General features: G+C 74.1%; 20 protein-coding genes. 12 read left to right on the plus strand and 8 right to left on the minus strand.

Features of this window, described 5'->3' with window-relative positions; genetic code table 11:
- The first annotated feature begins 10 nt into the window (after nt 1-10).
- Both Q3W68_RS10065 and Q3W68_RS10070 read left to right on the plus strand, forming a co-directional pair.
- Complete coding sequence (locus Q3W68_RS10065) at nt 11-604, plus strand: DUF1349 domain-containing protein (RefSeq protein ID WP_302905202.1); 594 nt, start codon at nt 11-13, stop codon at nt 602-604.
- Between the two features lie 70 nt (nt 605-674).
- Nucleotides 675-1,337: a DedA family protein gene (locus tag Q3W68_RS10070; RefSeq protein ID WP_302905203.1), complete on the plus strand. Its 663-nt coding sequence runs from the start codon at nt 675-677 to the stop codon at nt 1,335-1,337.
- A gap of 13 nt (nt 1,338-1,350) precedes the next feature.
- Here Q3W68_RS10070 and Q3W68_RS10075 read toward each other — a convergent pair whose 3' ends face one another.
- From Q3W68_RS10075 to Q3W68_RS10090, 4 genes are all read right to left on the minus strand, one after another.
- Nucleotides 1,351-2,916, minus strand: a complete 1,566-nt coding sequence (locus tag Q3W68_RS10075) for a cellulose binding domain-containing protein (RefSeq protein WP_302905204.1) — start codon at nt 2,914-2,916, stop codon at nt 1,351-1,353.
- Nucleotides 2,917-3,058: 142 nt separating this feature from the next.
- Nucleotides 3,059-4,483: a carbohydrate-binding protein gene (locus Q3W68_RS10080; RefSeq protein ID WP_302905205.1), complete on the minus strand. Its 1,425-nt coding sequence runs from the start codon at nt 4,481-4,483 to the stop codon at nt 3,059-3,061.
- Between the two features lie 78 nt (nt 4,484-4,561).
- Nucleotides 4,562-5,308, minus strand: coding sequence for a membrane protein insertase YidC (locus Q3W68_RS10085; protein ID WP_302905206.1), 747 nt, complete (start codon nt 5,306-5,308; stop codon nt 4,562-4,564).
- Between the two features lie 132 nt (nt 5,309-5,440).
- On the minus strand, nt 5,441-5,716 hold the full coding sequence (locus tag Q3W68_RS10090; protein ID WP_302905674.1) for a DUF6412 domain-containing protein: 276 nt from the start codon (nt 5,714-5,716) through the stop codon (nt 5,441-5,443).
- 185 nt (nt 5,717-5,901) lie between these two features.
- On the opposite strand from Q3W68_RS10090, the gene Q3W68_RS10095 reads away from it, so the two are divergent.
- The 4 genes from Q3W68_RS10095 (at nt 5,902) to Q3W68_RS10110 (ending at nt 11,017) form a co-directional block, all read left to right on the plus strand.
- A complete protein-coding gene (locus tag Q3W68_RS10095; protein WP_302905207.1) occupies nt 5,902-7,050 on the plus strand; it encodes a glutamate--cysteine ligase in 1,149 nt (382 codons plus the stop codon).
- A 41-nt stretch (nt 7,051-7,091) separates the two neighbouring features.
- Nucleotides 7,092-8,468 (plus strand): FAD-dependent oxidoreductase, encoded by a 1,377-nt coding sequence (locus Q3W68_RS10100; protein ID WP_302905208.1) that lies wholly within the window; start codon nt 7,092-7,094, stop codon nt 8,466-8,468.
- Between the two features lie 125 nt (nt 8,469-8,593).
- Nucleotides 8,594-10,015: a WGR domain-containing protein gene (locus tag Q3W68_RS10105; protein ID WP_302905209.1), complete on the plus strand. Its 1,422-nt coding sequence runs from the start codon at nt 8,594-8,596 to the stop codon at nt 10,013-10,015.
- A gap of 129 nt (nt 10,016-10,144) precedes the next feature.
- Complete coding sequence (locus Q3W68_RS10110) at nt 10,145-11,017, plus strand: aminoglycoside phosphotransferase family protein (protein ID WP_302905210.1); 873 nt, start codon at nt 10,145-10,147, stop codon at nt 11,015-11,017.
- An 87-nt stretch (nt 11,018-11,104) separates the two neighbouring features.
- On the opposite strand, the gene Q3W68_RS10115 is transcribed toward Q3W68_RS10110, so the two are convergent.
- Nucleotides 11,105-11,914 (minus strand): Fpg/Nei family DNA glycosylase, encoded by an 810-nt coding sequence (locus Q3W68_RS10115; protein ID WP_302905211.1) that lies wholly within the window; start codon nt 11,912-11,914, stop codon nt 11,105-11,107.
- A 274-nt stretch (nt 11,915-12,188) separates the two neighbouring features.
- Between Q3W68_RS10115 and Q3W68_RS10120 the strand changes: the two genes are divergently transcribed.
- The 5 genes from Q3W68_RS10120 (at nt 12,189) to rocD (ending at nt 17,752) form a co-directional block, all read left to right on the plus strand.
- Complete coding sequence (locus tag Q3W68_RS10120; protein ID WP_302905212.1) at nt 12,189-12,938, plus strand: cellulose binding domain-containing protein; 750 nt, start codon at nt 12,189-12,191, stop codon at nt 12,936-12,938.
- Nucleotides 12,939-12,943: 5 nt separating this feature from the next.
- Nucleotides 12,944-14,401: an RICIN domain-containing protein gene (locus Q3W68_RS10125; protein WP_302905213.1), complete on the plus strand. Its 1,458-nt coding sequence runs from the start codon at nt 12,944-12,946 to the stop codon at nt 14,399-14,401.
- 135 nt (nt 14,402-14,536) lie between these two features.
- Nucleotides 14,537-15,433: a thrombospondin gene (locus Q3W68_RS10130; RefSeq protein ID WP_302905214.1), complete on the plus strand. Its 897-nt coding sequence runs from the start codon at nt 14,537-14,539 to the stop codon at nt 15,431-15,433.
- Nucleotides 15,434-15,722: 289 nt separating this feature from the next.
- A complete protein-coding gene (gene ddaH / locus Q3W68_RS10135) occupies nt 15,723-16,538 on the plus strand; it encodes a dimethylargininase (protein WP_302905675.1) in 816 nt (271 codons plus the stop codon).
- Nucleotides 16,538-17,752: an ornithine--oxo-acid transaminase gene (gene rocD, locus Q3W68_RS10140; protein WP_302905676.1), complete on the plus strand. Its 1,215-nt coding sequence runs from the start codon at nt 16,538-16,540 to the stop codon at nt 17,750-17,752. Before ddaH ends, rocD begins: the two co-directional genes overlap by 1 nt.
- A 79-nt stretch (nt 17,753-17,831) precedes the next feature.
- Here the strand turns inward: rocD and Q3W68_RS10145 are convergent, their stop codons facing one another.
- Together Q3W68_RS10145 and Q3W68_RS10150 are read right to left on the minus strand one after the other, a co-directional pair.
- The gene (locus Q3W68_RS10145; RefSeq protein ID WP_302905215.1) at nt 17,832-18,980 is read right to left on the minus strand and encodes an FHA domain-containing protein; all 1,149 of its coding nucleotides are present in this window, start codon (nt 18,978-18,980) and stop codon (nt 17,832-17,834) included.
- Nucleotides 18,981-19,099: 119 nt separating this feature from the next.
- Nucleotides 19,100-20,152 carry an acyl-CoA desaturase gene (locus Q3W68_RS10150; RefSeq protein ID WP_302905216.1) on the minus strand — a complete coding sequence of 351 codons (1,053 nt, stop codon included), beginning with the start codon at nt 20,150-20,152 and terminating at the stop codon, nt 19,100-19,102.
- A gap of 286 nt (nt 20,153-20,438) precedes the next feature.
- Here Q3W68_RS10150 and Q3W68_RS10155 point away from each other — a divergent pair, with 286 nt between their 5' ends.
- Nucleotides 20,439-21,218 carry an SDR family NAD(P)-dependent oxidoreductase gene (locus Q3W68_RS10155; RefSeq protein ID WP_013475298.1) on the plus strand — a complete coding sequence of 260 codons (780 nt, stop codon included), beginning with the start codon at nt 20,439-20,441 and terminating at the stop codon, nt 21,216-21,218.
- 121 nt (nt 21,219-21,339) lie between these two features.
- Here Q3W68_RS10155 and Q3W68_RS10160 read toward each other — a convergent pair whose 3' ends face one another.
- Nucleotides 21,340-24,756: an SCO7613 C-terminal domain-containing membrane protein gene (locus tag Q3W68_RS10160; RefSeq protein WP_302905217.1), complete on the minus strand. Its 3,417-nt coding sequence runs from the start codon at nt 24,754-24,756 to the stop codon at nt 21,340-21,342.
- Nucleotides 24,757-24,773: the final 17 nt, after the last annotated feature.

A 24,773-nucleotide genomic window follows, 5' to 3' on the forward strand; every position in this document is an offset into this window, starting at 1 on the left:
CGGTGCCGGGATGGAGGAGGAGGCGTACGACTGGTCGGCGGGCACCTGGCTGAACCCGCCGGAGCGGGCCGATCCGGTCGACGGCGGCCTGCTGGTGCAGCCGCGCGGCGGCAGCGACTTCTGGCGGCGCACCAGCTACGGCTTCGTGCACGACGACGGCTCCGCGCTGCTCGCTCCGTTTCCGGTGGGCAGCGCCGTGGAGGTGTCGTTCCGGCTCGACTACTCGGTCCAGTTCGACCAGGCCGGCGTGCTGGTGCGGGTGGACGAGCGGCGGTGGACCAAGGCCGGGGTCGAGGTGAGCGACGGCTCGCCGCAGGTGGGCGCCGTGGTCACCGACGAGTTCTCCGACTGGTCGGTGGCGCCGGTGCCGGACTGGTCGGGCCGGGACGTGACGGTCCGGGTGAGCCGGGCCGGCGACGCGCTGACGGTGCGGGCCCGGTGCGAGGACGAGCCGTGGCGGCTGGTCCGCGTCGCCCCGCTCGATCCGGCGGCGCAGGCCTCGGCCGGGCCGTACTGCTGCTCGCCCAGCCGGGGCGGCCTGCTGGTCCGCTTCACCGGCTGGCGGTGGGGGCCGGCGGACGCCGCGCTGCACCCGGAGGGCTGACTCACAGGTGTGACAGCCGCCGGTCCGGGTAACACCTTCGGATCTCCGGCTCTCGCGTGGAAGGACCGACATGGCCCTGGCCCAGGACGTCGACCCGAACCAGTTCACCGGGCTGACCGGCTGGGTGGCGAGCGTGATCGACTCGTTCGGCGCGGTCGGCGTGGCGCTGCTGGTGGCGCTGGAGAGCATCATCCCGCCGATTCCGAGCGAGATCGTGCTGGCGATGGCCGGCTACCTGTCCGCCGAGGGCCGGTTCAACGTGGTGCTGATCGTGGTCGCCGCTACTGTCGGCTCGCTGCTCGGCGCGCTGGTGCTCTACTGGCTCGGCGCGGCGCTCGGCGAGGACCGGCTCAAGCGCTGGCTGGACCACATCCCGCTGGTCGACCTGGAGGATCTGGAGAAGGCCGACCGCTGGTTCGAGCGGCACGGCCGGTGGGCGGTGCTGATCGGCCGGGTGGTGCCGGTGGTGCGCAGCCTGGTCTCGATCCCGGCCGGCGCCAACCGGATGCCGCTGGGCGAGTTCGTCCTGCTCACCACGCTGGGCAGCGGGGTCTGGAACGCGCTCATCGTCGGCGCCGGCTACGTCCTCGGGTCGCGGTGGGAGGACGTCGACAGGTACAGCCAGTGGTTCAACTACGCGATCTTCGCCGTCTTCGGTTTCATGATCGTGAGCTGGGCGGCGAAGAAGGTGCGCCGGCGGCGCGCCCGGCAGTCGGTGACCACCGGGCGCTGACCGCGGCGCGGGCTCAGAAGCCCGCGGTGATGCCGGTGAACTCCCAGGTGTTCTGCGCGATGCCGGAGCAGTTGGCGACCACGCCGCCGCCCGGGCAGGGCCGATCCCGGTTGACCGACCAGAACGTGAACCGGGCCAGGCCGCGCGCCTTGGCCCAGTCGCGGATCTGCGTCCAGGTGGCCGGCGAGGTCAGCTCCTGCTGGTCGGAGAGGCCGTTCATGCCGGACAGGCCCATGTGCGCGTACGCGGTGGCGTCGGACCAGCCGAACGCGTTCTTCAGCGCCGTCTTCAGGCCCTCGGCCGCGTTCACGGTGTTCTGGTACATGTTCGCGCCGCCGCCGAAGTCGAACGGCATGATGGTGAACACGTCGATCCCGGCGCCCTTTGCGGCGGCCTGGTTGATCAGCCGGGTGCCGTAGTACGACGGCCCGGTGGTCGAGGTGCCGAACGTGATGATCGTCTTGATCCCCGGGTTGTTCTGCTTGACGATCTTCAGGGCGTCCAGGATGCGGTCCTGCACCACCTCGTTCTCGAACTCGTCGCTGTTCTCGATGTCGATGTCGATGGCCTTCAGCCCGTACGCGTTGATGACCTGCTGGTACGCGCCGGCGAGGGCGGCGGCGGACGAGCAGTTCGGGCCGAGCTTGTTGCCGCTCCAGCCGCCGAAGGACGGGATGACGTCGCCGCCGGCCGCCTTGATCGCGGCGATGGTGGCGGCGTGCGTGCCGCCGGTCAGCGGGCCGGTGCCGTCCCAGGCCGGGGTGCAGCCGCCGCCGGAGAGCACGAACGCGATGGTGAACCACTTGATCCCGGTCGCGCCCATGACTGTGGACGGCGCGGGCGGGTCGCCCCAGCCCGGGTAGAGGTAGGGCGCGGCGGCCATCGCGCCTCCGCCGCCACCGGTGCAGCCGCTGGTGGTGGCCGCGACCGCCGCCGACTTCGCCGACTCGCCGCTGCCGTTGTACGCGGTCACCGTGTAGCTGTGCCCGCTGCACGCGGCCAGGCCGGAGACGGTGGCCGAGGTGCCGGTGACTGTGGCCTTGACGGTCGTCCCCTCGTACACCCGGTAGCCGGTGACGGTGCCGGAGACCCCGTTCCAGGCGAGTGAGACCGACGACGCGGTGGTGCCGGTGACCCGCAGCCCGCCGGGCGTGGCCGGTGCGCCCGGGTTGCCGGGGTTGCCACCGCCGGTGCAGGAGGTGCCGTTGACAGTGCAGTTCACCGGGTCGCCGGTGCCGCTGACGACGAAGCCGAAGCTGGTGCTGGCGCCCGGGGCGAGCGCGCCGTTCCACGACTGGTTGACGGCGGTGACGTGCTGGCCGGAGGTGGTCAGCCGGGCGTCCCAGAACGACCCGAGCGTGCTGCCGGACGGCAGGTCGAACTGGACGTTCCACGAGGAGATCGCGGCGGAGCTGTCGTTGGTGACGGTGAACCGTGCCTCGTACCCGCTGCTCCAACTGGAGGTGCGGACGAAGGCGGCGGTGGCGGCGGAGGCGGGCGGCGCGGCGAGTAGGGCACCGGCGACCACGGCTGTGGTCAGCGCGGCGGCGAGCGTTGCCAGGCGGGGGCGGAGTCTCACGGCGTCCTCCAGGGGACGGGCGGGGGTGGAGAGGAATTCACAACCGTCGACGTGCGCCTATTATTAGGAGTGTTAACTGTTTCTGTCCAGCACCGGTTCGGCGCGACCCGGACCGGGGTCCGGGCCGCGCCCCGCCGCGCGCTCAGCGACGGAAGGTGAACCAGTTGACGTTGACGAAGTCGGACGGCTGGCCGCTGCTGAACGTCAGGTAGACGGTGTGCCGCCCGGTCACCGTGCCGACGTTGCCCGGCACCGAGCGCCAGGTCTGCCAGCCGCCGGTGTTGCCCACCGCGAAACTGCCGATCGGCGTCGCGGTCGGGCTGTCCAGCCGGACCTCCACCAGCCCGCTCACCCCGGACGCCGCGCCGGACGCGACCCGGGCCACGAAGTCACGCGGCGGCGTCGAGCCGAAGTCGACGTTGTCGTAGCGGGCCCAGTCGCCGTTGGCGAGCCAGCCGATGTCCTGGCCGCCCTCGGCGCACGTCTCCACCTGCACGCCGTTCTGCGCGTTGAACGACTCGGCCTGGATCGTGGCGTACGCGTCGCGCACCCCGCCCGGCGGCGGCGTGGTCGGCGTGGGCGACGGGTTGCTCCCACCGCCGCGGGTGTAGACGGCCACGTAGTCGACCAGCATCGACCGGCCGGGCACGGTCGCGGCGGTGGGCGTCGCCGAGCCGGCCACGCCGTCCGGGAAGCCGCCGCCCATCGCCACGTTGAGCAGCAGGAAGTAGCCGGCGTGGTTGGTCATCTGACTCCAGTACGGCTCACCGATCTGGTTCTGCCCGACGGTGTGGAAGAGCTGACCGTCGACGTACCAGCGCAGTTGCTGCGGGCTGGTCGAGGCGTCCCACTCGAACCGGTAGGTGTGGAACGCCGACTGGCAGGTGCTGCCCGGGCAGGCCCGGGACGCGCCGATGCCGTTGAACTCCCCGCACGGGCCGCCCGGCGCGACGCCGCAGTGCAGCACACCCCAGACCGAGTTGATCCCGTTGACGTTCTCCATCACGTCGAACTCGCCGATACCGGGCCAGTTCTGGTAGTTGCCCCGGTACGGCGAGCCGAGCGCCCAGAACGCCGGCCAGTAACCGGACGCCGCGGCGCCCGTCACGTTCGGCATCTGGATCCGGCCCTCCAGGGCCAGCACGCCGCCCGACGGCGGCTTGAAGTTCGAACGCACCGTCTCGATCCGGGCCGAGGTCCAACGACCGGCCGAATCCCGCAGCGGCGTGATGCGCAGGTTGCCCGCGCCGTCGTGGGCCAGGTTGGCGGTGCTGGACGTGTAGGTCTGGATCTCGCCGGTGCCCCAGTTGGCCGGGCCGCCCGGGTAGCTGGTGCCGGTGTCGATGATCCAGTTGGCGGACGAGGGCAGCGTGCCGGAAGGGCCGGTGAAGTCGTCGCTCCACACCAGGTTCCAGCCGGACGGCGTCGGGGGCACCGCCGCCTGGGCGGTCATCGAGACGCCCGCGAGGGCTGTGGTGAGCGCGAGGACGCCGGCGGCCAGGGCGAGCCGGCGGCGTGGTCGGGGCACGGTGGCGGAGGCGGCCGCAGCCGCCGGGATCGGGTTCATTCGGGGTGCCTCTCTGCGGGGACGGGTCCGGGAGAGCGCTCTCTGAGAGCGATTTCTACGCGCCCGCCCCCGCACTTGTCAACGCTTGTCGATGGCTTCCGCCGGCTGCGGCCGGCGCAGCACCACCTGCTCCAGCGCCGTCCACGCCGTGGTGGTGACCAGATAGAGCACCGCCGCCAGCGGCACCACGAGCGCGACGAGCACAGTGGCGTACGGCAGCAGCGGCAGCAGCCGCCCGAGCACCGCTGCGCCCGGACCCTCGGTCGGCGTCCCGGCCACCGTGCCGGTGGCGGCCGCCGCCCGGCGCATCCGCCGCGACGACCACCAGGCCAGCGCGAGCAGCGCGGCCAGCAGCACCCCGAACACCAGCGGCACGGGGCCGGCCAGCCCGTCGCCGAGGTGCCAGCCCAGCGGTACGCCGGCGAGCCGCTCCCCCAGCAGCTCCGGCGCGCCGTCACCGGTGGCGAACAGGCGGTACATGACCAGGAAGAACGGCGCCTGCAACAGTGCCGGCAGGCAGCCCGCGACCGGGCTCGCCCCGGCGTTGCGGTAGAGCGCGAACAGCTCGCTCTGGAGGCGGGCCGGATCGTCCGCGTACCGGCGCTGGAGTTCCCGCACCTCGGGGGCGAGCGCGGTGCGACGCCGCTCCCCGCGGACCTGGGCCACTGTCAGCGGTGAGATCAGCAGCCGGACGCCGACCGTGAACAGGACGATGGCGGCGGCCGTCGCGGCGCCGCCGGTGAGCGGGGCGAGCACGTCGGCGAGCCAGGTGACGACTGCGGCGGCGGCCGAGGCCGCCGAGTGCAACGGTGCGAAGGCGAGCATGGATGGACCCCTCGATGGCGATTCCGGGTGTCCCGGGCGGCGACGTGCCGCGCGGCGGGACGGATGACGACGGAATCGGCCGCGAAAGCCGGGCGGAGGACCGGCGGCCCGCTGGCGCGGGCCGGAGGGTGGCTACGCGGCCGAGGGGTGCAGGCCGGGTGCGCGAGGGCGCGGACGTCCCGGCGCGTCCGGGTCGACCTGCCGGGGCACACCGCGGCGGCGGGCTAGGGCTCGCAGCGCGGCGGCGAACCGGGTGCCGGGCGGCGTGGGCAGCGCGCGGACGCGCAGCGCGAGGAGGGTGGCGAGCAGCAGCGCGGCGACGACCGCCGCACCGGCGATCAGCCCGGCCGGCCGGTCGGCGAACAGGGCGAGGGCGTAGGCCCACGCCCCCGTCAGCACCGCCAGCATCCCCGCCACGCGACCACCCTAGCCCGCCTTGTCACGCCCGGCGGGCCCATGCGCGAACGCACCCGACCGACCCGAACGGGCGAACCGCCGCCGACACGCCCACCGGCACGTTTCCCCAAACGGACACGGTGGGTAACAGGGCCTCGACCACGCGGCACGGTGCCGTGAACGGTCCGGAGGAGACGGTGGTGACGATGAGTGGCTCAGTGGCGGAGCGGGAGCGGGGCGCCGCACCCGGCGGAACCGACCTGCTGACAGTCGGCGTCGAGGAGGAGTTCCTGCTCGCCGACCCGCACACCGGGACCGCCGTACCCGCCGTCGACCTCGTGATGGAACAGGTGCCGGCCGAGCTGCGGGGTCAGGTGGAACGCGAGTTCCAGACCAGCCAGATCGAGATCGGCAGCCCGCCCGGGCTGGACCTGTCCTCGATCCGGCACTCGCTGTCGATGCTGCGCGCCGAGCTGGCCGACGCGGCCGAGCGGGCCGGCGTACGGCTGCTGGCGATCGGCACCGGGCCGGTCGACGGGCCGGTGCCGCCGGTGGTGGACAAGCCGCGCTTCGACCGGATGATCGAACGGTTCCGGCTGCTGGTGCCCGGCCCCGGCAACAACGGCATGCACGTGCACGTCGGCATCCCCGACCCGGACACCGGCGTGCGGGTGCTCAACCACGTCCGGCCGTGGCTGCCGATCCTGCACGCGGTCACCGCGAACTCCCCGTTCTCCCACGGCGAGGACACCGGGTACGCGAGCTGGCGCTCGGTGGAGTGGGAACGCTGGCCGTCGGTCGCGCCCACCCCGTTCCTGGAGTCGCACGAGCACTACGAGCGGCTGATCCGGCAGCTCATCGCCAGCGGCGTGATGCTGGACGAGGGGATGCTCTACTGGTACGCCCGGCTCTCCGCCAAGTACCCCACCGTGGAGATCCGCATCGGCGACGTCTGCCCGTCCGTGGACGACGCGGTGCTGGTGGCGGCGCTGGTCCGCGCGCTCGTCGCCACCGCGCTCACCGACATCGAAGCCGGTCGCCCGGCCGTCAACACCGACCACCACCTGCTGGTGGCGGCGCACTGGCGGGCGGCCCACGACGGGCTGGAGGGCGAGGGCGTCGACCTCACCGACGGTGAGCTGCGCCCCGCCTGGGAGCTGCTGGACCGCCTCGTCGACCGGCTGCGCCCGGAACTGGAACGCCACGGTGACCTCGACCGGGTGACCGATCTGCTGGGCGGGCTACGCCGGCACGGCAGCGGCGCGGCGCGGCAGCGGGCGGTGTTCGCGCGTACCGGCAGCCTCGTCGACGTGGTCGCGGACGTGGCGCGGCAGACCCGTGGCTGAGCGGACGCGCGGCCGCCGCCCGGCGTGACAGGATGGGCGACGTGGCCGAGCGCATGATCGTCATCGGCGGCGACGCCGCCGGCATGTCGGCGGCGTCGCAGGCGCGGCGCCGCCGCCGCGACCGGTCCGACCTGGAGATCGTCGCGTTCGAGCGGGGGCACTTCACCTCCTACTCGGCCTGCGGCATCCCCTACTGGGTGAGCGGCCTGGTGGAGGACCGGGACGAGTTGATCAGCCGCGACCCGCAGACCTTCCGCGACGAGTTCGGCATCGAGGTCCGCACCCGGCACGAGGTCACCGCCATCGACCTGGACCGCCGCGAGGTGACCGCACGGGACCTGGACGGCGGCGGCGAGGTCCGCGCCGGTTTCGACACCCTGGTGTACGCCACCGGCGCGTCCCCGGTGCAGCCGGACTGGGCGCGCGACGACGTGTCGGGCGTGTTCGGCGTGCAGACGCTGGACGACGGCGCGGCGCTGATCGACTGGCTGGAACGCGAGCCCCGGCCCCGGCACGCGGTGGTGGTCGGCGGCGGCTACGTCGGCGTCGAGATGGCCGAGGCGCTCGTGCAGCGCGGGCTGAAGGTCCAGCTCGTCGAGCAGGCCGACCAGCCGATGTCGACAGTGGATCCGGACATGGGTGAGCTGGTGGCCGACGCGATGCGCGGCACCGGAATCGGCATCCGTACCGGCCTCACCGTCACCGGCCTCCAGGAGCGCGACGGCCGGATCTCCGCGGTGGTCACCGACGAGGGGCCGGTCCCGGCCGACGTCGTGGTGCTGGGCCTCGGGGTACGCCCCAACACCGCGCTCGCCGAGGCCGCCGGCCTGCCGATCGGTCCCTCCGGGGCGGTCCGGACCGACCGCCGGATGCGGGTGCCGGGCGTGTCCGGCGTCTGGGCGGCGGGCGACTGCGTGGAGTCCCTGCACCGGGTCAGCGGCATGCCGGTGCACATCCCGCTCGGCACGTACGCCAACAAGCAGGGCCGGGTGGCGGGCATCAACATCGGCGGCGGGTACGCCACCTTCCCCGGCGTGATCGGCACCGCCGTCACAAAGGTCTGCGAGCTGGAGGTGGGCCGCACCGGGCTGCGCGAGCGCGACGCGCGGGAGGCCGGCTTCGAGTTCGTGACGGTGCGGGCCCGGTCGACGAACCGGGCCGGCTACTACCCGGGCTCCCGGCCGATGACCGTCAAGCTGATCGCCGAGCGGCCCAGCGGGCGGCTGCTCGGGGCGCAGATCGTCGGCTGGTCCGAGGCGGCCAAGCGGATCGACGCGCTCGCGGTGGCGCTGTGGAACGGCATGACCGTGGACGAGATGACAGCGCTCGACCTGGGTTACGCGCCGCCGTACGCCCCGGTCTGGGACCCGGTGCTGATCGCCGCCCGCAAGGCCGTCGACGCCCTCGCCGCTGTGTAAGGAAGGGCCCCTTATTAACGCCTCCGGTAGAGGAGGGGCCCCTTCTTAACACCCGGATTTGTCGGTGCCCGGCGTTAGCGTGTGCGCGTTGCCGGTCCGGCACTTCCCCTCGGAGGTATACCCCCATGTCCCAGGAGACGACCTACCTCGAACTGTCCGAAGTGGACGGTGGAGCGCACAAGTTCTACGAGGTGGTGGTCGACGACACCGCGATGACAGTGCGCTTCGGGCGGATCGGCGACCAGGGTCAGGTGAAGACGAGCACCTACCCGGACAACGCCCGCGCCCGCGCCGCCGCGGCGAAGAAGATCGGCGAGAAGATCCGCAAGGGGTACGCCCCGGCGGTGCCCGGCGTACGCCAGAAGCGGACCGTGTCGCGCCGGCAGATCGTCAGCACCCGCTCGACCGCCCGCACCGCCCCGGTCCTCTGGCGGTACGCCTCGGGCGCGCCCGCCTTCGGCATCTTCGTCGACGACCGGCACTGCATGGTCGGCAACGAGCACGGCGTGATCACCACGCTCGACCACGACGCCCGGCTGGTCAACCAGGTCCGCCTCCCCGACGGGGTGAAGTGCATCGTCGCCGACGACGCCTGGGTCTACGCCGGCTGCGACGACGGCAACGTCTACGACCTGTCCGGCAAGGTGCCGCGTGCGGCGTACGCGATCGCGCCCGAGATCGACATCTACTGGCTGGACATCCACGACGGCGTGCTGGGCGTGTCCGACCGCGACGGCGGCATCTCTGCGATCGACCACGAGGACGAGTTCCTCTGGCGCCGGCCGGGGCGGGGCCGGTCGGCGTGGATGGTGCGCTGCGACGCCGACGCGCTCTACCACGGCCACTCGCAGGGGGTCACCGGCTACGACTGGCGCACCGGGCGCGAGCTGTGGCACACCGGCACCGGCGCGGTCCTGTTCGGCTGGCAGGAGCGGGACGCCGTCTTCGCCGGCACCGGCACCCGCGAGGTGGTGCGCCTGCGCAAGGACGGCCGGGCCGAGCAGGTCTACCGCTGCGACGCGGCGGTCTTCTCCTGCGCCACCGCCGAGGGCGGCCGGTACGTGTTCGCCGGCGACAGCGCCTCCTCGATCTACTGCTTCGACCAGGCCGGCAACCGGCTGTGGAAGCTCGGCACCGGCTGCGGCTCGGCGTACTCGATGCAGTACCACGACAACCGGCTCTACGTGGTCACCACGAGCGGCTACCTGGCCTGCATCGACGCGAGCGAGGCGGCAATCCGGGCGGCCGAGGCGGGCAGCGTGCCCGACGTGGTCGACGTCAAGGCGCCGGCCCGGATGCCCGAGACGGCCGCCTGGACGTCGGTCGAGGTAACCACCGACGACCGCGACGGTGTGCTGGTGCAGTGCGTCGAGCAGGGTGGCCGGCTGCGCGTGCACGTCCTCGCCGACGGCTACCGGCGGGACTGGTCGGTGCAGTTCCCCAAGGGCATCCGCGAACCGGGCGCGCGTTACCTGGTCACCGAGGTCCGCGAGTCCGGCCGGGGCGGCTTCTACCGGGCGTACGGGGACATCCGCCGGCTGCGCTGACAGGCCCTCGGCGGACCCGGCCGCATCCGGCGAGGCGAGGGCCGGCCCGGCAGGGCGAGGGCGGCCCCGGCGTGGCGGAGGGCCGCGCCGGGGACAGCGGATCGTCGGCGTACCGGTCAGGATGTGCCGATGCGGTGCGACATTCCCGAAGGGCTGCGCTGGGTCGAGCGGACCGAGGCCGGCCGGGCGTGGCTCGCGGAGCTGCCCGGCCGGCTGGCCCACTGCGTCGCGCGGTGGGAGCTGACCGTCGGGCCGCCGTTCGCGTACGCGTTCGCCTCGCTGGCGTTGCCGGCGACGCTTCCGGACGGCACCCGGGCGGTGTTGAAGCTCCAGTACCCGGACGACGACAGCGTCCACGAGGCCACCGCGCTGGCGCACTGGGGCGGGCGGGGCGCGATCCGGCTGCTCGGACACGACGCCGACCGGCGCGCGCTGCTCGTCGAGCGGTGCGATCCGGGTACGCCGCTGCACGCGCTGGCGCCCGGCGCGGCGCTCGACGTCGCGATCGGGCTGCTGCCGGGGCTCGCGGTGCCAGCCGGTGCGCCGTTCACGCCGCTGGCCGAGGAGGCGGCCGGCTGGGCGGAGCGGATGCCTGGCAACTGGCGGCGGGCCGGCCGCCCGTACGAGCGGCGCCTGCTCGACGCCGCGCTCGGGCTGCTCGCCGAGCTGACGCCGAGCCAGGGCGAGCAGGTGCTGGTCAACCAGGATCTGCACGCCGGCAACATCCTGGCGGCCGGGCGCGAGCCGTGGCTGGTGATCGACCCGAAGCCGCTGGTCGGCGAGCGGGAGTTCGCTGTGGTGCCGCTCGTGCGCGGCGCGGAGCTGGGGCACTCCCCCGCGGCGGTCCGGCACCGGCTCGACCGGCTCACCGCCGAGCTGGGTCTGGACCGGGAGCGGGTACGCGGCTGGGCGATCGGGCAGACGGTGGCCTGGAGCATCGGCGGCGACCAGGTCTTCCCCGGCAACGTCGAGGCGGCCCGCTGGCTGCTCGACGAGATGTGACAGCGCCGCCGCACCCGGGGCGGGCGCGGCGCGCGAGGCCGACGCGACACGCAAGGCCGACCCGACAACCGGCGAAGCGATGAAGAGTCAGCCCGCCTGGCAGGTGGGGCACCAGTAGAGGTTGCGTCCGGCCAGCGCGCCCCGGCTGACCGGGGTGCCGCAGACGTGGCAGGGCGCGCCGGGGCGGCGGTAGACGTACACCTCGCCGCCGTGCCTGTCGACGCGCGGCGCACGGCCGGTCACCTCCGGCAGGTCGGCGTCGCGCACGGTGTCGATCCGGCCCCGCTCGACCGCGCGGGTCATCAGCATCACCAGGTCCGCCCAGAGTTCGGCCCAGCCGGCCGGTGTCAGCTCCCGCCCCGGCAGCAGCGGCGGCAGACCGGCCCGGAACAGCGCCTCGGTCACGAAGATCAGGCCGGTGCCGGCCACCACCGACTGGTCGAGCAGCAGCGCGGCCAGCGGGGTGGGGCTGCGGCGGATCCGCGCGTACGCCCGGTCGGGGTCGGCGTCGGCGCGCAGCGGATCGGGCCCGAGCCGGTCCCGCAGCGCCGCCACCTCGGGCGGGGTCAGCAGCTCGCAGGCCGTGGGGCCGCGCAGCTCCAGCCAGTGCCGGTCGCTGTGCAGGCGCAGCCGCACCTGCCCGACCGGGGCCGGTGGCTCCCCCGGCCCGTCGGCGAACTTGCCGTACAGGCCCAGGTGTACGTGCAGCGTCAGCTCGCCCGCGTAGTGGTGCAGCAGGTGCTTGCCGTACGCCTCGGTGCCGTCCAGGACGGTGCCGCTCAGGCGGGCCGCGCCCTCGGCGAAGCGGCCCTGCGGGCTGTCGGCGTGCACCTTGTCGCCCGCGAACAGCTCGGCGTGCCGGGCGGCGAGGCGGTGGATGGAGTGTCCCTCTGGCACAACGGCCAAGCGTAGCCAGCTGATCGCGCCACCGGCGACTGCGGACCGTGGGACGCCGTTGAATCGATGTTCGTCGACTGAAAGACTGGCGGCGGTAGCGCTCGGGAGCCAGTGCGAGCCGCTCGATCTCGCCGGAGAGACAAGCGCGGGGTGACGCGCCACCCCGGTGCCGGGCAGTCGTCTCCGGCAATCCGCCGTGCCGTTACGGCGGCGACATCGCGGTCCACCACTCCGGCGCCGACCGTCCCCGGCGCCCCCAGCTCGGGAGAGACAGATGCTCCGTACGCTCGGCGCGGCACTGGCCGCAGCCCTCGCCCTGACCGGCCTGGCCGCCTCGGCCGGCGCCGACCGGTCGCCCGCCACCGCGACGATGACGCTCGCGTCGGTGGCGACGCCGACCCCGACGCCCACGTTCGCGTGCCCGCCGGCGCTGCCGGTCACCGGCCAGGTGACGGGGGCCACCACCACCAGCGTCACCATCACCTACTGGATGGTGCTCAGCCCGCCCTGCGGCTACGACCCGCCGCTCCTCATCAGCCTCTTCACCAGCCGCGAGGACGCCACCGGGTGGCGCAACCCGGTGGCCGAGGCCGTCACCGGGCCGGAACGGTCCGGGACGGTGACCATCGGCGGGCTGGCCCCTGGTACCGAGTACTGGTTCCGGTTCGGCGACACCAAGGGCACGCGGGACCCGTACGTGATCGGCGGGCCGGCACGCACCCTGTCGCTCTGCTCCGCGACGGCCACCATCGACAGCAGGTGGGGCGGCGGCTTCGTCGCCACTGTGACGGTGCGCAACGACGGCACCGAGCCGGTCCCGGGCTGGCTCGTCTCGTGGCGGTGGTCCGGTGACGAGCGCATCCAGTCGGTCTGGGGCGGGGTGGCGGAGGGCGCCGGCCAGGACGCCGCGGTCCGCAACGCCTCCTGGAACGGGACGCTGGCGCCGGGCGCGTCGGCGACGTTCGGCCTGCTCGTGGCGAGCAGCGCGACGCCCGCCGCCATCACGCCGGTCTGCGGGCGGTGACCGGCATGCGGTGGACGGCACGGCACGACGGCACCGGCCGCCTCCTCGCGGCCGGGCTGACGCTCGCCGTGGCCCTGGCGGCGACGGTGCTGGGGCCGCCGGCGGGTGCGCTGGCGGCGCCGGTGACAGTCACCAACGGCACCCAGTTCACCGACACCACCGGCGCCGTGGTGCACGCCCACGGCGGCGGCGTACTCAAGGTCGGCGACTACTACTACTGGTTCGGCGAGAACCGCAACCCGGACAACACGTTCCGGGCGGTCTCCGTCTACCGCTCCACCGATCTGCGCACCTGGGAGTTCCGCAACAACGTGCTCACCCAGTCGTCGGCCGCCGAGCTGCGGGTCGCCAACATCGAGCGGCCGAAGGTCGTCTACAACGCGGGCACCGGCCGGTTCGTGATGTGGATGCACAAGGAGAACGGGTCCGACTACAACGAGGCGCGGGCCGCCGTCGCCTCGTCGGCGACCGTGGACGGCGCCTACACCTACCACGGCAGCTTCCGGCCGCTCGGCCAGCACATGTCACGCGACATCACGCTCTTCGACGACAACGGCACCGCGTACATGATCTCGGCCGCCGACGACAACTACGACCTGCACATCTACCGGCTCACCTCGGACTACCTCAACGTGGCCGCTCTCGTGGGCAACTTCTGGGACGGCGCGCACCGCGAGGCACCGGCCATGTTCAAGCGGGGCGGCACGTACTTCCTGCTGACCTCGGGCGCGACGGGCTGGAGCCCGAACCAGGCCCGGTACGCCACCGCGCCGAGCATCTCGGGGCCGTGGAGCGGCTGGACCGACGTGGGTAACGGCACCACGTTCAACTCGCAGCCGGCCTTCGTGCTGCCGATCCAGGGCACGTCGGGCACCAGCTACCTCTACCTGGGTGACAGGTGGGCGGGCGCCTGGGGTGGACCCGCGAACGACTCCCAGTACGTGTGGTTGCCGATCAACTTCCCGACCGCCACCAGCATGAGCCTGACCTGGTATCCGTCCGTCACCATCGACACGGCGGCGGGCACGGTCACCGGCAACTCGCCCACGTACCACCGCGTCACGGCCCGGCACAGCGGCCGGGTGCTCGACGTGATCAACGGCTCCACCGCGAACAACGCCGAGGTCAAGCAGTGGGGCTGGAACGGCGGCGGGAACCAGAGGTGGGAGTTCCAGGACGCCGGTGGCGGCTGGTTCCGCCTCGTCAACGCCGCCAGCGGCAAGTGTCTGGACGTCGCGAACGCGTCCTCCGCCGACGGCGCCAACATCATCCAGTACACCTGCGGCAGCGGCGCCAACCAGCAGTGGCAGTGGGCCGCGCGCGACGGCTGGTTCCAGCTGCGGGCCCGGCACAGCGGCAAGTGCCTGGACGTGGTGAACGCCGGCACCGGCGACGGCGCGGACGTCCAGCAGTACGCCTGCGGCGCAGGTACCAACCAGCAGTGGTCACGCACCGTGTCCTGACCGGCGACGATCTCCGCACGCTCCGGTGCCGGTCGCCGGCGCGTGCGGAGCGGGCCGCGGGTGTCGATTTCGGCACACCTGGGTACTTCCTTCCTGTCATGCGCGGCCTCCGCGCCTGGATCAGGAGGTGCCATCGTGAAGATCCTGTCCCGCCGGAACCCTCCGGCGACCAGTACCGATACCAACGGCGACGGCGTGGTCGACGAACACGACCGGACCGCCGAGCAGCCGGCCGACCGGCCCGTGGTCACCGACCGCGACGAGGAGCGGACCACGTACCGCAGCGCCGCGACCGCGACCGACGACGAACGCGCCCGGGACACGGCGGCCGACCGCGACGCGCGCGACCTCGGCGCCACCACCGACGGCCGGACGGCGACCACGACGACCGACGGCCGGAACGCGGCGGCCGTCGACGAGCCGGACGCGGAGGCCCGACGACGGGCCGCGGACCGGGGCGCGGCGGCGCGCGCGGTCACCGGCCGGCGGGCCGACGCGGACACGCGGACCGCTCCGGTGACCGACGCCCGGACCGCCGGCGCGACGCCCGCCGCCGAGCGCACCGTCGACCTGGACCGCGACGGCCGGCCGGACCGCACCGAGCTGGACCGCGACGGCCGCACCGACCTGGATCGGGACGGCCGGCCCGACGGTACGGACGCAGACCGCGACGGCCGGGTGGACCGGCCGGAGCCGTACACCACCAAGCGTCCCCGGGCCAGCCTGCTCGCCACGCTCGGCCTGATCGTCTCGGTGGTCGGGGCGCTGTTCGTGCTCTCCGGCACGCTCGCCGGGTACGGCATCGGCGTCGGCGCGGCCGGCGCGGTGCTGGCGGTGCTGGGCCTGATCGCCACCCGTCGCCGGCACGTGGCGGGCAAGACCGACGCGCTCATCGGCATCGTTGTCGGCCTGGCCGCGGTGGTGCTCGGCATCGTGGCGATGACCGGTCAGTTCGACTGGCCGACCACCGACGGCGACTGGGTGGGCCGCTTCCGCGAGTGGCTTGACTCACAGTTTGGCAACTGGTTCTGACGGGCACTGTCCCGATCGCCGACGCAGGGCGTCGGCGGCCTGATCAGCTCCGGTGGTTCACCGGCCGGGCAACAACTCTTTCGGGGGCGGCGGTTCGCCGCCCCCGAAGTGTGTCCGGCGTCGGCGCAACGATCGCTCGCTGCTGACCGATTCAACGCAACGATCCGCTGCTCAACGCAACTTCTCGCGGTGGATGTCGTCTACCCGGGCCACATAACGTTGGACCACGGCGCCAGCCCGTGGGCCGACCGTGGCCGGGCGCGCCCGACTCTGGGAGCACGACATGACGATGGACGCCATCCGCCAGCGCTTTCTGATGTGCCGGCCGACGTACTTCGCCGTCGACTACGCGATCAACCCGTGGATGGACCCCACCGCCCCGGTCGACGCCGACCTGGCGATCCGGCAGTGGGAGCAGCTTCGGCGCACGTACCTGGACCTGGGTCACGAGGTCGACCTGATCGAGCCGGTCGCCGGCCTGCCGGACATGGTCTTCGCCGCGAACGGCGGCACCGTGATCGACGGCAAGGCCATGGCGGTGCAGTTCCGCGACCCGCAGCGCGCCGACGAGGCGCCCGCGTACCGGGCCTGGTTCGAGAGCGCCGGCTTCGAGATGTACGACCCGAAGCACGTCAACGAGGGCGAGGGCGACGTCCTGCTGGCCGGTGACCACCTGCTCGCCGGCACCGGGTTCCGCACCGCGCACGCGTCGCACGCCCAGCTTCAGGAGACCTTCGGCTACCCGGTGATCACCATGCAGCTGGTGGACCCCCGCTTCTACCACCTGGACACCGCGCTGACGGTGCTCGACGAGCGCACAGTGGCGTACCTGCCGGAGGCCTTCTCCCCCGGCAGCCAGGCGGTGCTGCGCCGGCTGTTCCCGGACGCGATCCACGCCACCATGGCCGACGCCGAGGTGCTGGGCCTGAACGCGGTGAGCGACGGCCGGCACGTGGTGCTGCCCGCGCAGGCCACCGACCTGGCCGCGAAGCTGCGTGACCGGGGCTACGAGACCATCGGGATCGACCTGTCCGAGCTGCGCAAGGCCGGCGGCGGACCGAAGTGCTGCACGTTGCGACTCCGTCAGGGAAAGGCGAGCAAGTGATCATCGACGACATGCTGCGGACTCCGTCCGCGGTCCGGGACGCGGAGCGTCACACGGCGCACAACTACCACCCGCTGCCCGTGGTCATCTCGTCGGCCGAGGGCGCCTGGCTGACCGACGTGGACGGCCGCCGCTACCTGGACTGCCTGGCGGGCTACTCGGCGCTGAACTTCGGCCACCGGCACCCGAAGCTGATCGAGGCCGCGCACGCGCAGCTCGACCGGCTCACGCTGACCAGCCGCGCGTTCATCCACGACCAGTTCGCCGACTTCTGCCGCGAGCTGGCCGCGCTCTGCGGCAAGGACCTGGTGCTGCCGATGAACACCGGCGCCGAGGCGGTGGAGACCGGCATCAAGGTCGCCCGCAAGTGGGGCTACCAGGTCAAGGGCGTCACGCCGGGCCAGGCCAACATCGTGGTGGCGGAGGGCAACTTCCACGGCCGTACGACCACGATCGTCAGCTTCTCCACCGACGAGGACGCGCGCGCCGACTTCGGGCCGTACACCCCGGGTTTCACAGTGGTCCCCTACGGCGACCTGGACGCGCTGACCGAGGCGATCGACGAGAACACGGTGGCCGTGCTGCTGGAGCCGATCCAGGGTGAGCAGGGTGTCGTGGTGCCGCCGGAGGGCTACCTGCCGGGCGTGCGCCGGGTCTGCACCGAGCGCAACGTGCTGTTCGTCGCCGACGAGATCCAGTCGGGCCTGGGGCGTACCGGCGCGACGTTCGCCTGCGAGCACGAGGGCGTCGAGCCGGACATGTACCTGCTGGGCAAGGCGCTCGGCGGCGGCATCGTGCCGGTCTCGGCGGTGGCCGCGAACCGCGACGTGCTGGGTGTGCTCCAGCCCGGCCAGCACGGTTCGACGTTCGGCGGCAACCCGCTGGCCTGCGCGGTCGCGACCGAGGTGGTCCGGCTGCTGGCGACCGGTGAGTTCCAGCGCCGCTCGGCCGAGCTGGGCGAGCGGCTGCACGCCGGGCTGCGCGGCCTGATCGGCAAGGGCCTGGTGGCGGTACGCGGGCGCGGGCTGTGGGCCGGGCTGGACATCGACCCGGCGCTGATGACCGGCCGGCAGGCGTGCGAGCGGCTGATGGAGCGGGGTGTGCTCGCCAAGGACACGCACGGCTCGACCATCCGGCTCGCCCCGCCGCTGGTGATCACCGCCGCCGAGATCGATCACGCGGTGGCGCAGCTCGCCGCCGTCCTCGCCGGCTGAGGCCGTACGCGACGAGGCGTACTCCGTACGCGAGAAGGCGCCGGGACCACGACGGTCCCGGCGCCTTCGCACGTGTCCGTCACTGACGCGGCAGCCGCATCGCCATGGTCGGCGCCTCGGCCATCACCGAGTTCGGGGTGTACTTCGCGTCGCTGCTCATGTCGTCGGCGCGGCCCACCTGCACGCCCGGGTACAGCTCGATCAGGTCGCCCTCGGCGAGCACCCGGGACTGCTGCGGCGCCAGGGCGATCCGCTCGTGCTCGGCCATCGAGCCGCCGGGGCGTACGCCGGAGCCGTTGGTGCTGGTGTCGGTGACCACCACCTCGCCCACCCGCAGTTCCAGGCGGATGTGGCTGCGGCTGATCCAGCGCCGGGCCTCGTCGTTGAGCCACTGGCCGAGCGTCACCCCGCCCGGCCCGTCCGGTGCCCGGCCGACCGCCACCGGCTCGGTCTCGGTGAGCGCGAACCGCTTGCGGACCAGCCCGCCGATGCGCACGGCGAGCACAGCGGTACGCGGACGCGGGCCGGCGTCGGAGAGCCGCGCGCCGTGCCGGGGGCAGGTCGGCGCGCCGGTACGCAGCGTGGGCGGCGGCTGCTCGGCCGGTACGCGGTCCACGGCGGCCAGGTCGGCGAAGGCGCCACCGCCACCGCCACCGCCGAACAGCGCGCAGCCCGGCTCCGGGCACTGCCACTTCCGGGAGAGCAGCTTGACCCCGGCCGGGGAGCGGCTGCCGGTGGCCGGGTCCTGGCCGCCACCGACGTGCGCGATGAAGACCGGTCCGCCGGCGCCGGGCACCGGGGCGAGCACGCGGCCCGCCTGCCCGATCCACGGGTACCGCCCGACGAGCCCGTCCAGCCGCGCCCGGGTGAGCACCGGCAGGCCGAGCAGGTCGGCCACCTCCAGCATCCGGTCACCGGGCTGGTCGAGCACCTCCACCAGGCCGTCGTCGGCCCACCGGCGCACCACCATCCGCTCGTTTGACGTCAGGTCGGCGTCGGACAGCAGCGCCCGGTGCACGATCGCGTAGACCGGGACGCTGTCCTCGCCGATCTGCCGGGACAGCGCGTCGATCACCATGCCGAGCCGCAGCAGGCTGGCCGGGCGCCCGCCGTCCAGGTTCTGCCAGCGGATGACCTCGGCCAGGTCGACCACGGCCCGGGCCAGCGACGGATCGGTACAGACCCGCCCCTCGATGGCGTCGAGCACCTTGCTGATCTCGAATCTCATGCCGCAGCTCCGCACGATGTCGTCCCGTGACGCGGCCGGGCCGTTCGACCCGCCGCGCCGCGCGCCACCACCGCGGCGCGCCCTCCACCATGCGACGACCCTACCGGCAGCCGGTCGGGTCAGCCCGCGCGCAGCGGGCGGCCCACGTCGTGCAGGTGCGCCAGCGCCTGCCGGTACGACTCGACCAGCCCGGTCTCCGCGTACGGGACGCCCTGCTCGGCGCAGTACGCCATGACCAGCGGCCGGGCCCGACGCAGGTTGGCGCGCGGCATGTTCGGGAACAGGTGGTGCTCGATCTGGTAGTTGAGACCGCCCAGCGCCAGGTCGACGAACCGGCCGCCGCGGACGTTGCGCGAGGTCAGCACCTGCTTGCGCAGGTAGTCCAGCTCGTCGGAGGCGGTGGGCATCGGCATGCCCTTGTGGTTCGGGGCGAACGAGCAGCCCATGTAGAGCCCCCAGAGCCCCTGGTGCACGGCGACGAACAGCAGCGCCTTGCCCGGTGACATGACCGCGAACAGCAGCCCGAGGTAGCCGGCGGCGTGCGCGGCGAGCAGCAGCGCCTCCACGGCCCGGTGCCGCATCGGCACCCGCCACCGCCCGTCCGGTTCCCGGCCGATGAGCGCCTGCACGCTCGCCACGTGCAGCGCCAGCCCTTCCAGCAGGAGCAGCGGGAAGAACAGCCACGCCTGGCGCCGGGCCATCCACCGGCTCAGGCCGCGCGTGGCCGTCGCCTGCTCGTACGTCCAGACCAGCGCGCCCGCGCCGACGTCCGGGTCCTCGTCGGTGTGGTTCGGGTTGGCGTGGTGCCGGTTGTGCTTGTCCACCCACCAGCCGTAGCTGAGTCCGACCGCGAGGTTGCCGGCGACCAGCCCGGCCGCCTCGCTCGGCCCGCGCCGCCGGAACATCTGCCGGTGCCCGGCGTCGTGGCCGAGGAACGCCACCTGTGTGGTCGCCACCGCCATCACCACCGCGAGCGGCACCTGCCACCACGAGTCACCGACGAGCGCCACCACGACCCAGCCGGCCACGAACGCGCCGAGCGTGAGCGCGATCCGCAGCGCGTACCGGCCGGGTCGTCGCTCGAACAGCCCCGCCTCGGCGATCCGGCGGGACAGCCGCGCGTAGTCGCTGCCCCGCCGTGCCGCGGGTTCCGTCGACGTGGAAGTAGTCATGTCGCCCCCGATGCCGCGAGCCACGCTCTCATACGCGACTCTCCGTCACCGATTCTCGCGATGGTCGTCGCCGTGAGTAATCCCGCAGGCCCCCGGCTCCGGGGTGGTGCTGTCCCTACCCCTCCCGGCCGGAGCGGCGCAAACGATCTTCGTCACACCGCCGCGAACCCTCTCGCCGGTGGGCGCACCCCCTCTGACCAGCTAATCTGTACGTAAAGATGAGTAACACTCAGCCGAACGGCCGATAGGCGGGCTGCGCGGCCAGCGACAGACGGGAGACAGTGCGGTGCGTGGATTGACGGACAAGGTGGTGCTCGTTACGGGCGGCGGCTTCAGCCCCGACCAGGTCGGCTCCGGACTCGGCATGTCCATGTGTGTCGAACTGGCCGCCGAGGGCGCGAAGGTGGTCGTCTCCGACCTCTCCCTGGAGCGCGCCGAGGCCACAGTCACGCGCGTCAAGGAAGCCGGCGGCGACGCGGTCGCGGTGGCGGCCGACGTCACCGACGAGGACTCGGTCCGCGCCATGGTGAGCGCCGCCCTCGACGCGTACGGGCGCATCGACGTGCTGGTGAACAACGCGGGCGTGTTCGGCGCGTACGTGCCGCTGCTGGAGATCGAGAACAGCCAGTGGGACCGCGTCATGGAGGTCGACCTGAAGGGCGTCTTCCTCGCCACCAAGGCCACGCTGCCGCACATGCTGGAGCGCGGCAAGGGTGTCGTGATCAACGTGTCGTCGGCGTCCGGCGTGGTCGCCAGCGAGGTCGGCGCGGAGTACACCACCGCCAAGCACGGCGTCATCGGGCTGACCAAGCAGATCGCCTACGACTACGGCCACCAGGGCATCCGCGCGGTAGGCATCGGCCCCGGCGTGATCAAGACCGCCGCCTTCGAGGGTGCGGAGATCACCAGCGACTTCCCGTTCTACGACCTGACCATGCAGGCGCCCGCCGGCCGGTACGGCGAGCCGCACGAGATCGCCCGCGCGGTCTGCTTCCTCGCCAGCGACGACGCGTCCTTCATCCACGGCCACACCATCCCGGTCGACGGTGGTTCGCCGATCAGGTGATGCGCATCGGTGCCATCCGAGCCCGGTTCCCGGTCGCGGAAGCCGGGTGTCGTTGCGGGTCGACTGCCCGTTGCGGCGAAGCCCTCTCACCACTGTGGGTGAGAGGGCTTCGCCGCGCGGGTCAGCCGAGCCGGGCGAACGCGTCGCGCAGCCGGACCAGGTCGCGCATGCGCCGCTCGTAGGTGGCGGCCAGCCCGATCAGCAGCAGCCCGCCGAGGCCCAGGAAGATCCAGCGCGGCAGCAGGTCCCAGCCCCGGGCCATCTCGTGCAGCGCCAGCGGCACCAGCGTGGCCGCGCCCAGCACCACCGGCGCCTGCCAGCGCCGGGCCGCCCCGGCGAACACCACTGCCACTGCCGCCGCGCCGAGCGCCAGCCGCCGCCACGGCTGCGGCTCACCGAGGACCAGCACCGACACCAGGCTCGGCAGCAACGCCGCGCCGAGCCCGGGGCCGAGCGCCAGCCAGCTGGTCAGCCCGGGCCGGTGCCGCAGCGCCAGCAGCCCGGCGCCCACGGCGAGCGCCGCCGCCGGCAGCGTGTACGCCTCCAGCACGACCACCCCGCGCGCGGCGAGCACCAGCCAGCCGCCGACCAGCTCGCTGCCCGCGGCCACCGCCGCCAGCGCGCGACGCCCGGCCGGCGACTCGCCCCGGCGCAGCACCCGGACCGCGACGCTCGCGCCCCACAGCACGCAGACCGCCGCCGCGTGCCGCAGCGAGCCGCCCGCGAGCAGAAGCGCGAGCAGCGCCACGGCCTGCGCCGACGCCTCCAGCGCCCACGCGCCGGCCCGCCCTGCGTCGGCGCCGTCCGGGCCGCCGGATCGGACCACGCGCAGCAGTGGCGCCGCGTGCAGCGTCACGGCCGCGACGGCCAGGGTGGCGAAAGCCGCGGTACGCAGCGGCAGTCCCGCCGCGAGCGACGCGGTGACCGCGAACCCGGTGGCCGCCGCCACCGCACCCAGCCACCCCGCGATCCGGACCACCGCAGGTCGCCCGGCCGCCCCGGTCACGGCACCGGCCACCACCAGCGCGCCGAGTCCCGCGAGCGTCCCGGCCCGGGTGGCGAGCAGGCCACCGAACCCGGGTGCGGCAAGCACCGCCCCGAGCGGCACGAGCACCGCCTGGCGCGCGCCGGTGAGGGTGGCGACCAGCAGCGCGGCCAGCCCGATCCCGAACGCCACAGCCGGCACCACCGGCCACGGCGCACCGGCCGCCTCCGCCAGCACCGGCAGCGCCACCGCGCCGAACGGCGACGCGGCGAGCCACCAGGTCACGCGGCGATCCGTCGCGGCGTAGGCGCCGGCCGCTGCGCCCAGGAGCAGCAGCACCAGCCCGGCGCGGGCGGTCCCGGCGGACGTCGCCGCTGCGGCGGGCACGCCGGACCAGGGTTGCACCGGCAGGTCCACGAGCACCAGCAGCACCGCCGGCGCGACGGCCAGCAACGCCAGCGCGGCCAGCGCGGCACCGACCGCGCGCAGCGCGACCGCCGGCCGGGAGCCGGCCCCGGCGGCGAGCGCCAGCAGCACCCCCACCGCGGCGTACAGCGCCACCGGTTCCCCGCCCGGCGCGACGAGCGGCCCGAGGCCGACTCCGGCGAGCGCCACGGCGAGCCCCGTCGAGGCGTACTCGCTCAGGTCGGTCCACAGACGACGGACGGTGAGGACGACGACCACCGGCACCACGACGGCGGCGGTCGCACCGCGCAGCTGCCACCAGGCCGGCGCGCCGAGGCCGAGCAGCGCGACCGCCACGCCCACAGGTACGGCGAGCAGCGCCACCACGAGCGCGACGCCGCCCACCACCGGCTGCGCGCCCTGCCCGCGCCGGCCCAGCGTGGCGAGCGCCGCGCCGAGCACCGCCGTGACGGCGAGCACGGCGACCGCACCGGCCGGGGCGGCGCAGCCGACCAGCAGCGCGTGCCCGAGCAGCACCGCCCCGGCCGACGCGGTGACCGGCACGACGACGCGTCCCCCGCGCGGCCGGGCCACCGCCGCCAGCAGCAGCGCGGCGGCCGTCGCGAGGTCCACGACCAGCACCAGCGGCCACGGCGTCGCCGTCACGGCCGGCACCGCGAGGGCGACCAGCCCGGCGGCGGCCACGCCCGCGAGCGGCCGGACGGGCCGGGGCGTCAGCAGCGCGACCGCACCGGCGGTCAGCAGCAGGGCCACCGGAAGCTGCCAGCCCCAGGACGGAACCGGCACGTCCCGGCCGCCCTGCCAAGCCGGGAAGCCGACACTCGCGGTGGTCGCGCCGACCAGACCGGTGAGCACGACCGCGACCTGGCCCAGCGCGGCGGCCACCGCGAGCGCGCCCACGAGCGGGCCGGTCCGGACCGGCGCCGGCAGCGCCCGGACCGCACCGGCGAGCGCCGCCACCACCAGGCCCGCGGCGAGCAGCAGCAGACCGGGACGCAGCTCGCCGACCGGCCGGACCAGCGCGACCGCGAGCACCGGCACCGGCAGCCCGGCGGTCGCCGCGCGCCAGAGGCGGCCACCGGCGGCGAGCGCGCCGGCAAACACTGCCAGCGCCACCACCAGCAGCGGGCCGCCGGCCAGCAGCGGCGAGCCCCCCGCGCGGCCCAGCGCCAGCGGCACCAGCGCACAGCCGGCCGCCAGGACCAGCGCCGCGCCGTGCCCGCTCCAGCCCAGCACCTGCCCGGCCACCAGCACCGCGCGCGTCTCCGAGGTACGGCGCCGAAGCGCGACCACCACCGCGAGGTCACCGAGCGCCACGGCGGTCAGCACCAGCGCCCAGCCGGCGGCAGTCGGCCGGAACGCCGCAGCGGCCAGCGGCAGCACCGGCTGCGCGAGCAGCCACGCCGCGAACCAGGGCGCGGTGAGGCGGCTGACCATTGCGTAACCGGCCGCCACCGCGGCGCTGCCCGCCGTCACCAGCGCCGCGTACCGGCTGCCGGGCAGGCCGGTCACCCCGAACAGGTCCACCGACCAGGCGGCGGACCCGTCCAGGACCACCAGGAGCAGCGCCACCGAGGCGAGCGTCTCGGCGGTGCCGCGCAGCCCGCGAGCCCGGGCGACGAGCGGCGCGCCCAGGGCGAGCGCGGTGACGGCGAGCAGGATCAGGGCACGGCCGGCCACCCCGAACGTGGCCCACGCGACGGCTGTGAACACCACTGCGGCGGTGCCGAGCAGCAGTCCGCCGAGGACGAACAGCAGGCCCTGGACCGCGCGGGTGGAGGTCTCCGCGCCGCCGGGGCGTACCGCGGGGGCCTGTGGCACCGGAACCGGACGCGGCGGCATCGGCGCCGGCAGCGGCGCGGGACCGGCGGCGCGCGGCGCGGGGATCTCCTGGCGGATCCGGGCGGCCAGCGCCGCCCGCCGCTGCCGGGCCGTGACCAGCCGGCCGGACAGATCCTGGTACGCGAGCCGGGCCGCCTCGACGCGCGGCGCCAGCTCGGTGATCTCCCGGTCCAGCCGGACCACCTCGGCTGCCGGCGGGTAGGGCGGACGGCCGCAGGCGCGGCATCCGGCGACGAGGTCGGCCGGGGCGCCGCAACCGGGGCAGGGGTAGCCGCTGTTCTCCACCCCGCCAGCTTCGTCAG

Source organism: Micromonospora sp. C28ISP2-4 (assembly GCF_030519385.1).
Classification (GTDB): Bacteria; Actinomycetota; Actinomycetes; order Mycobacteriales; family Micromonosporaceae; genus Micromonospora; species Micromonospora tulbaghiae.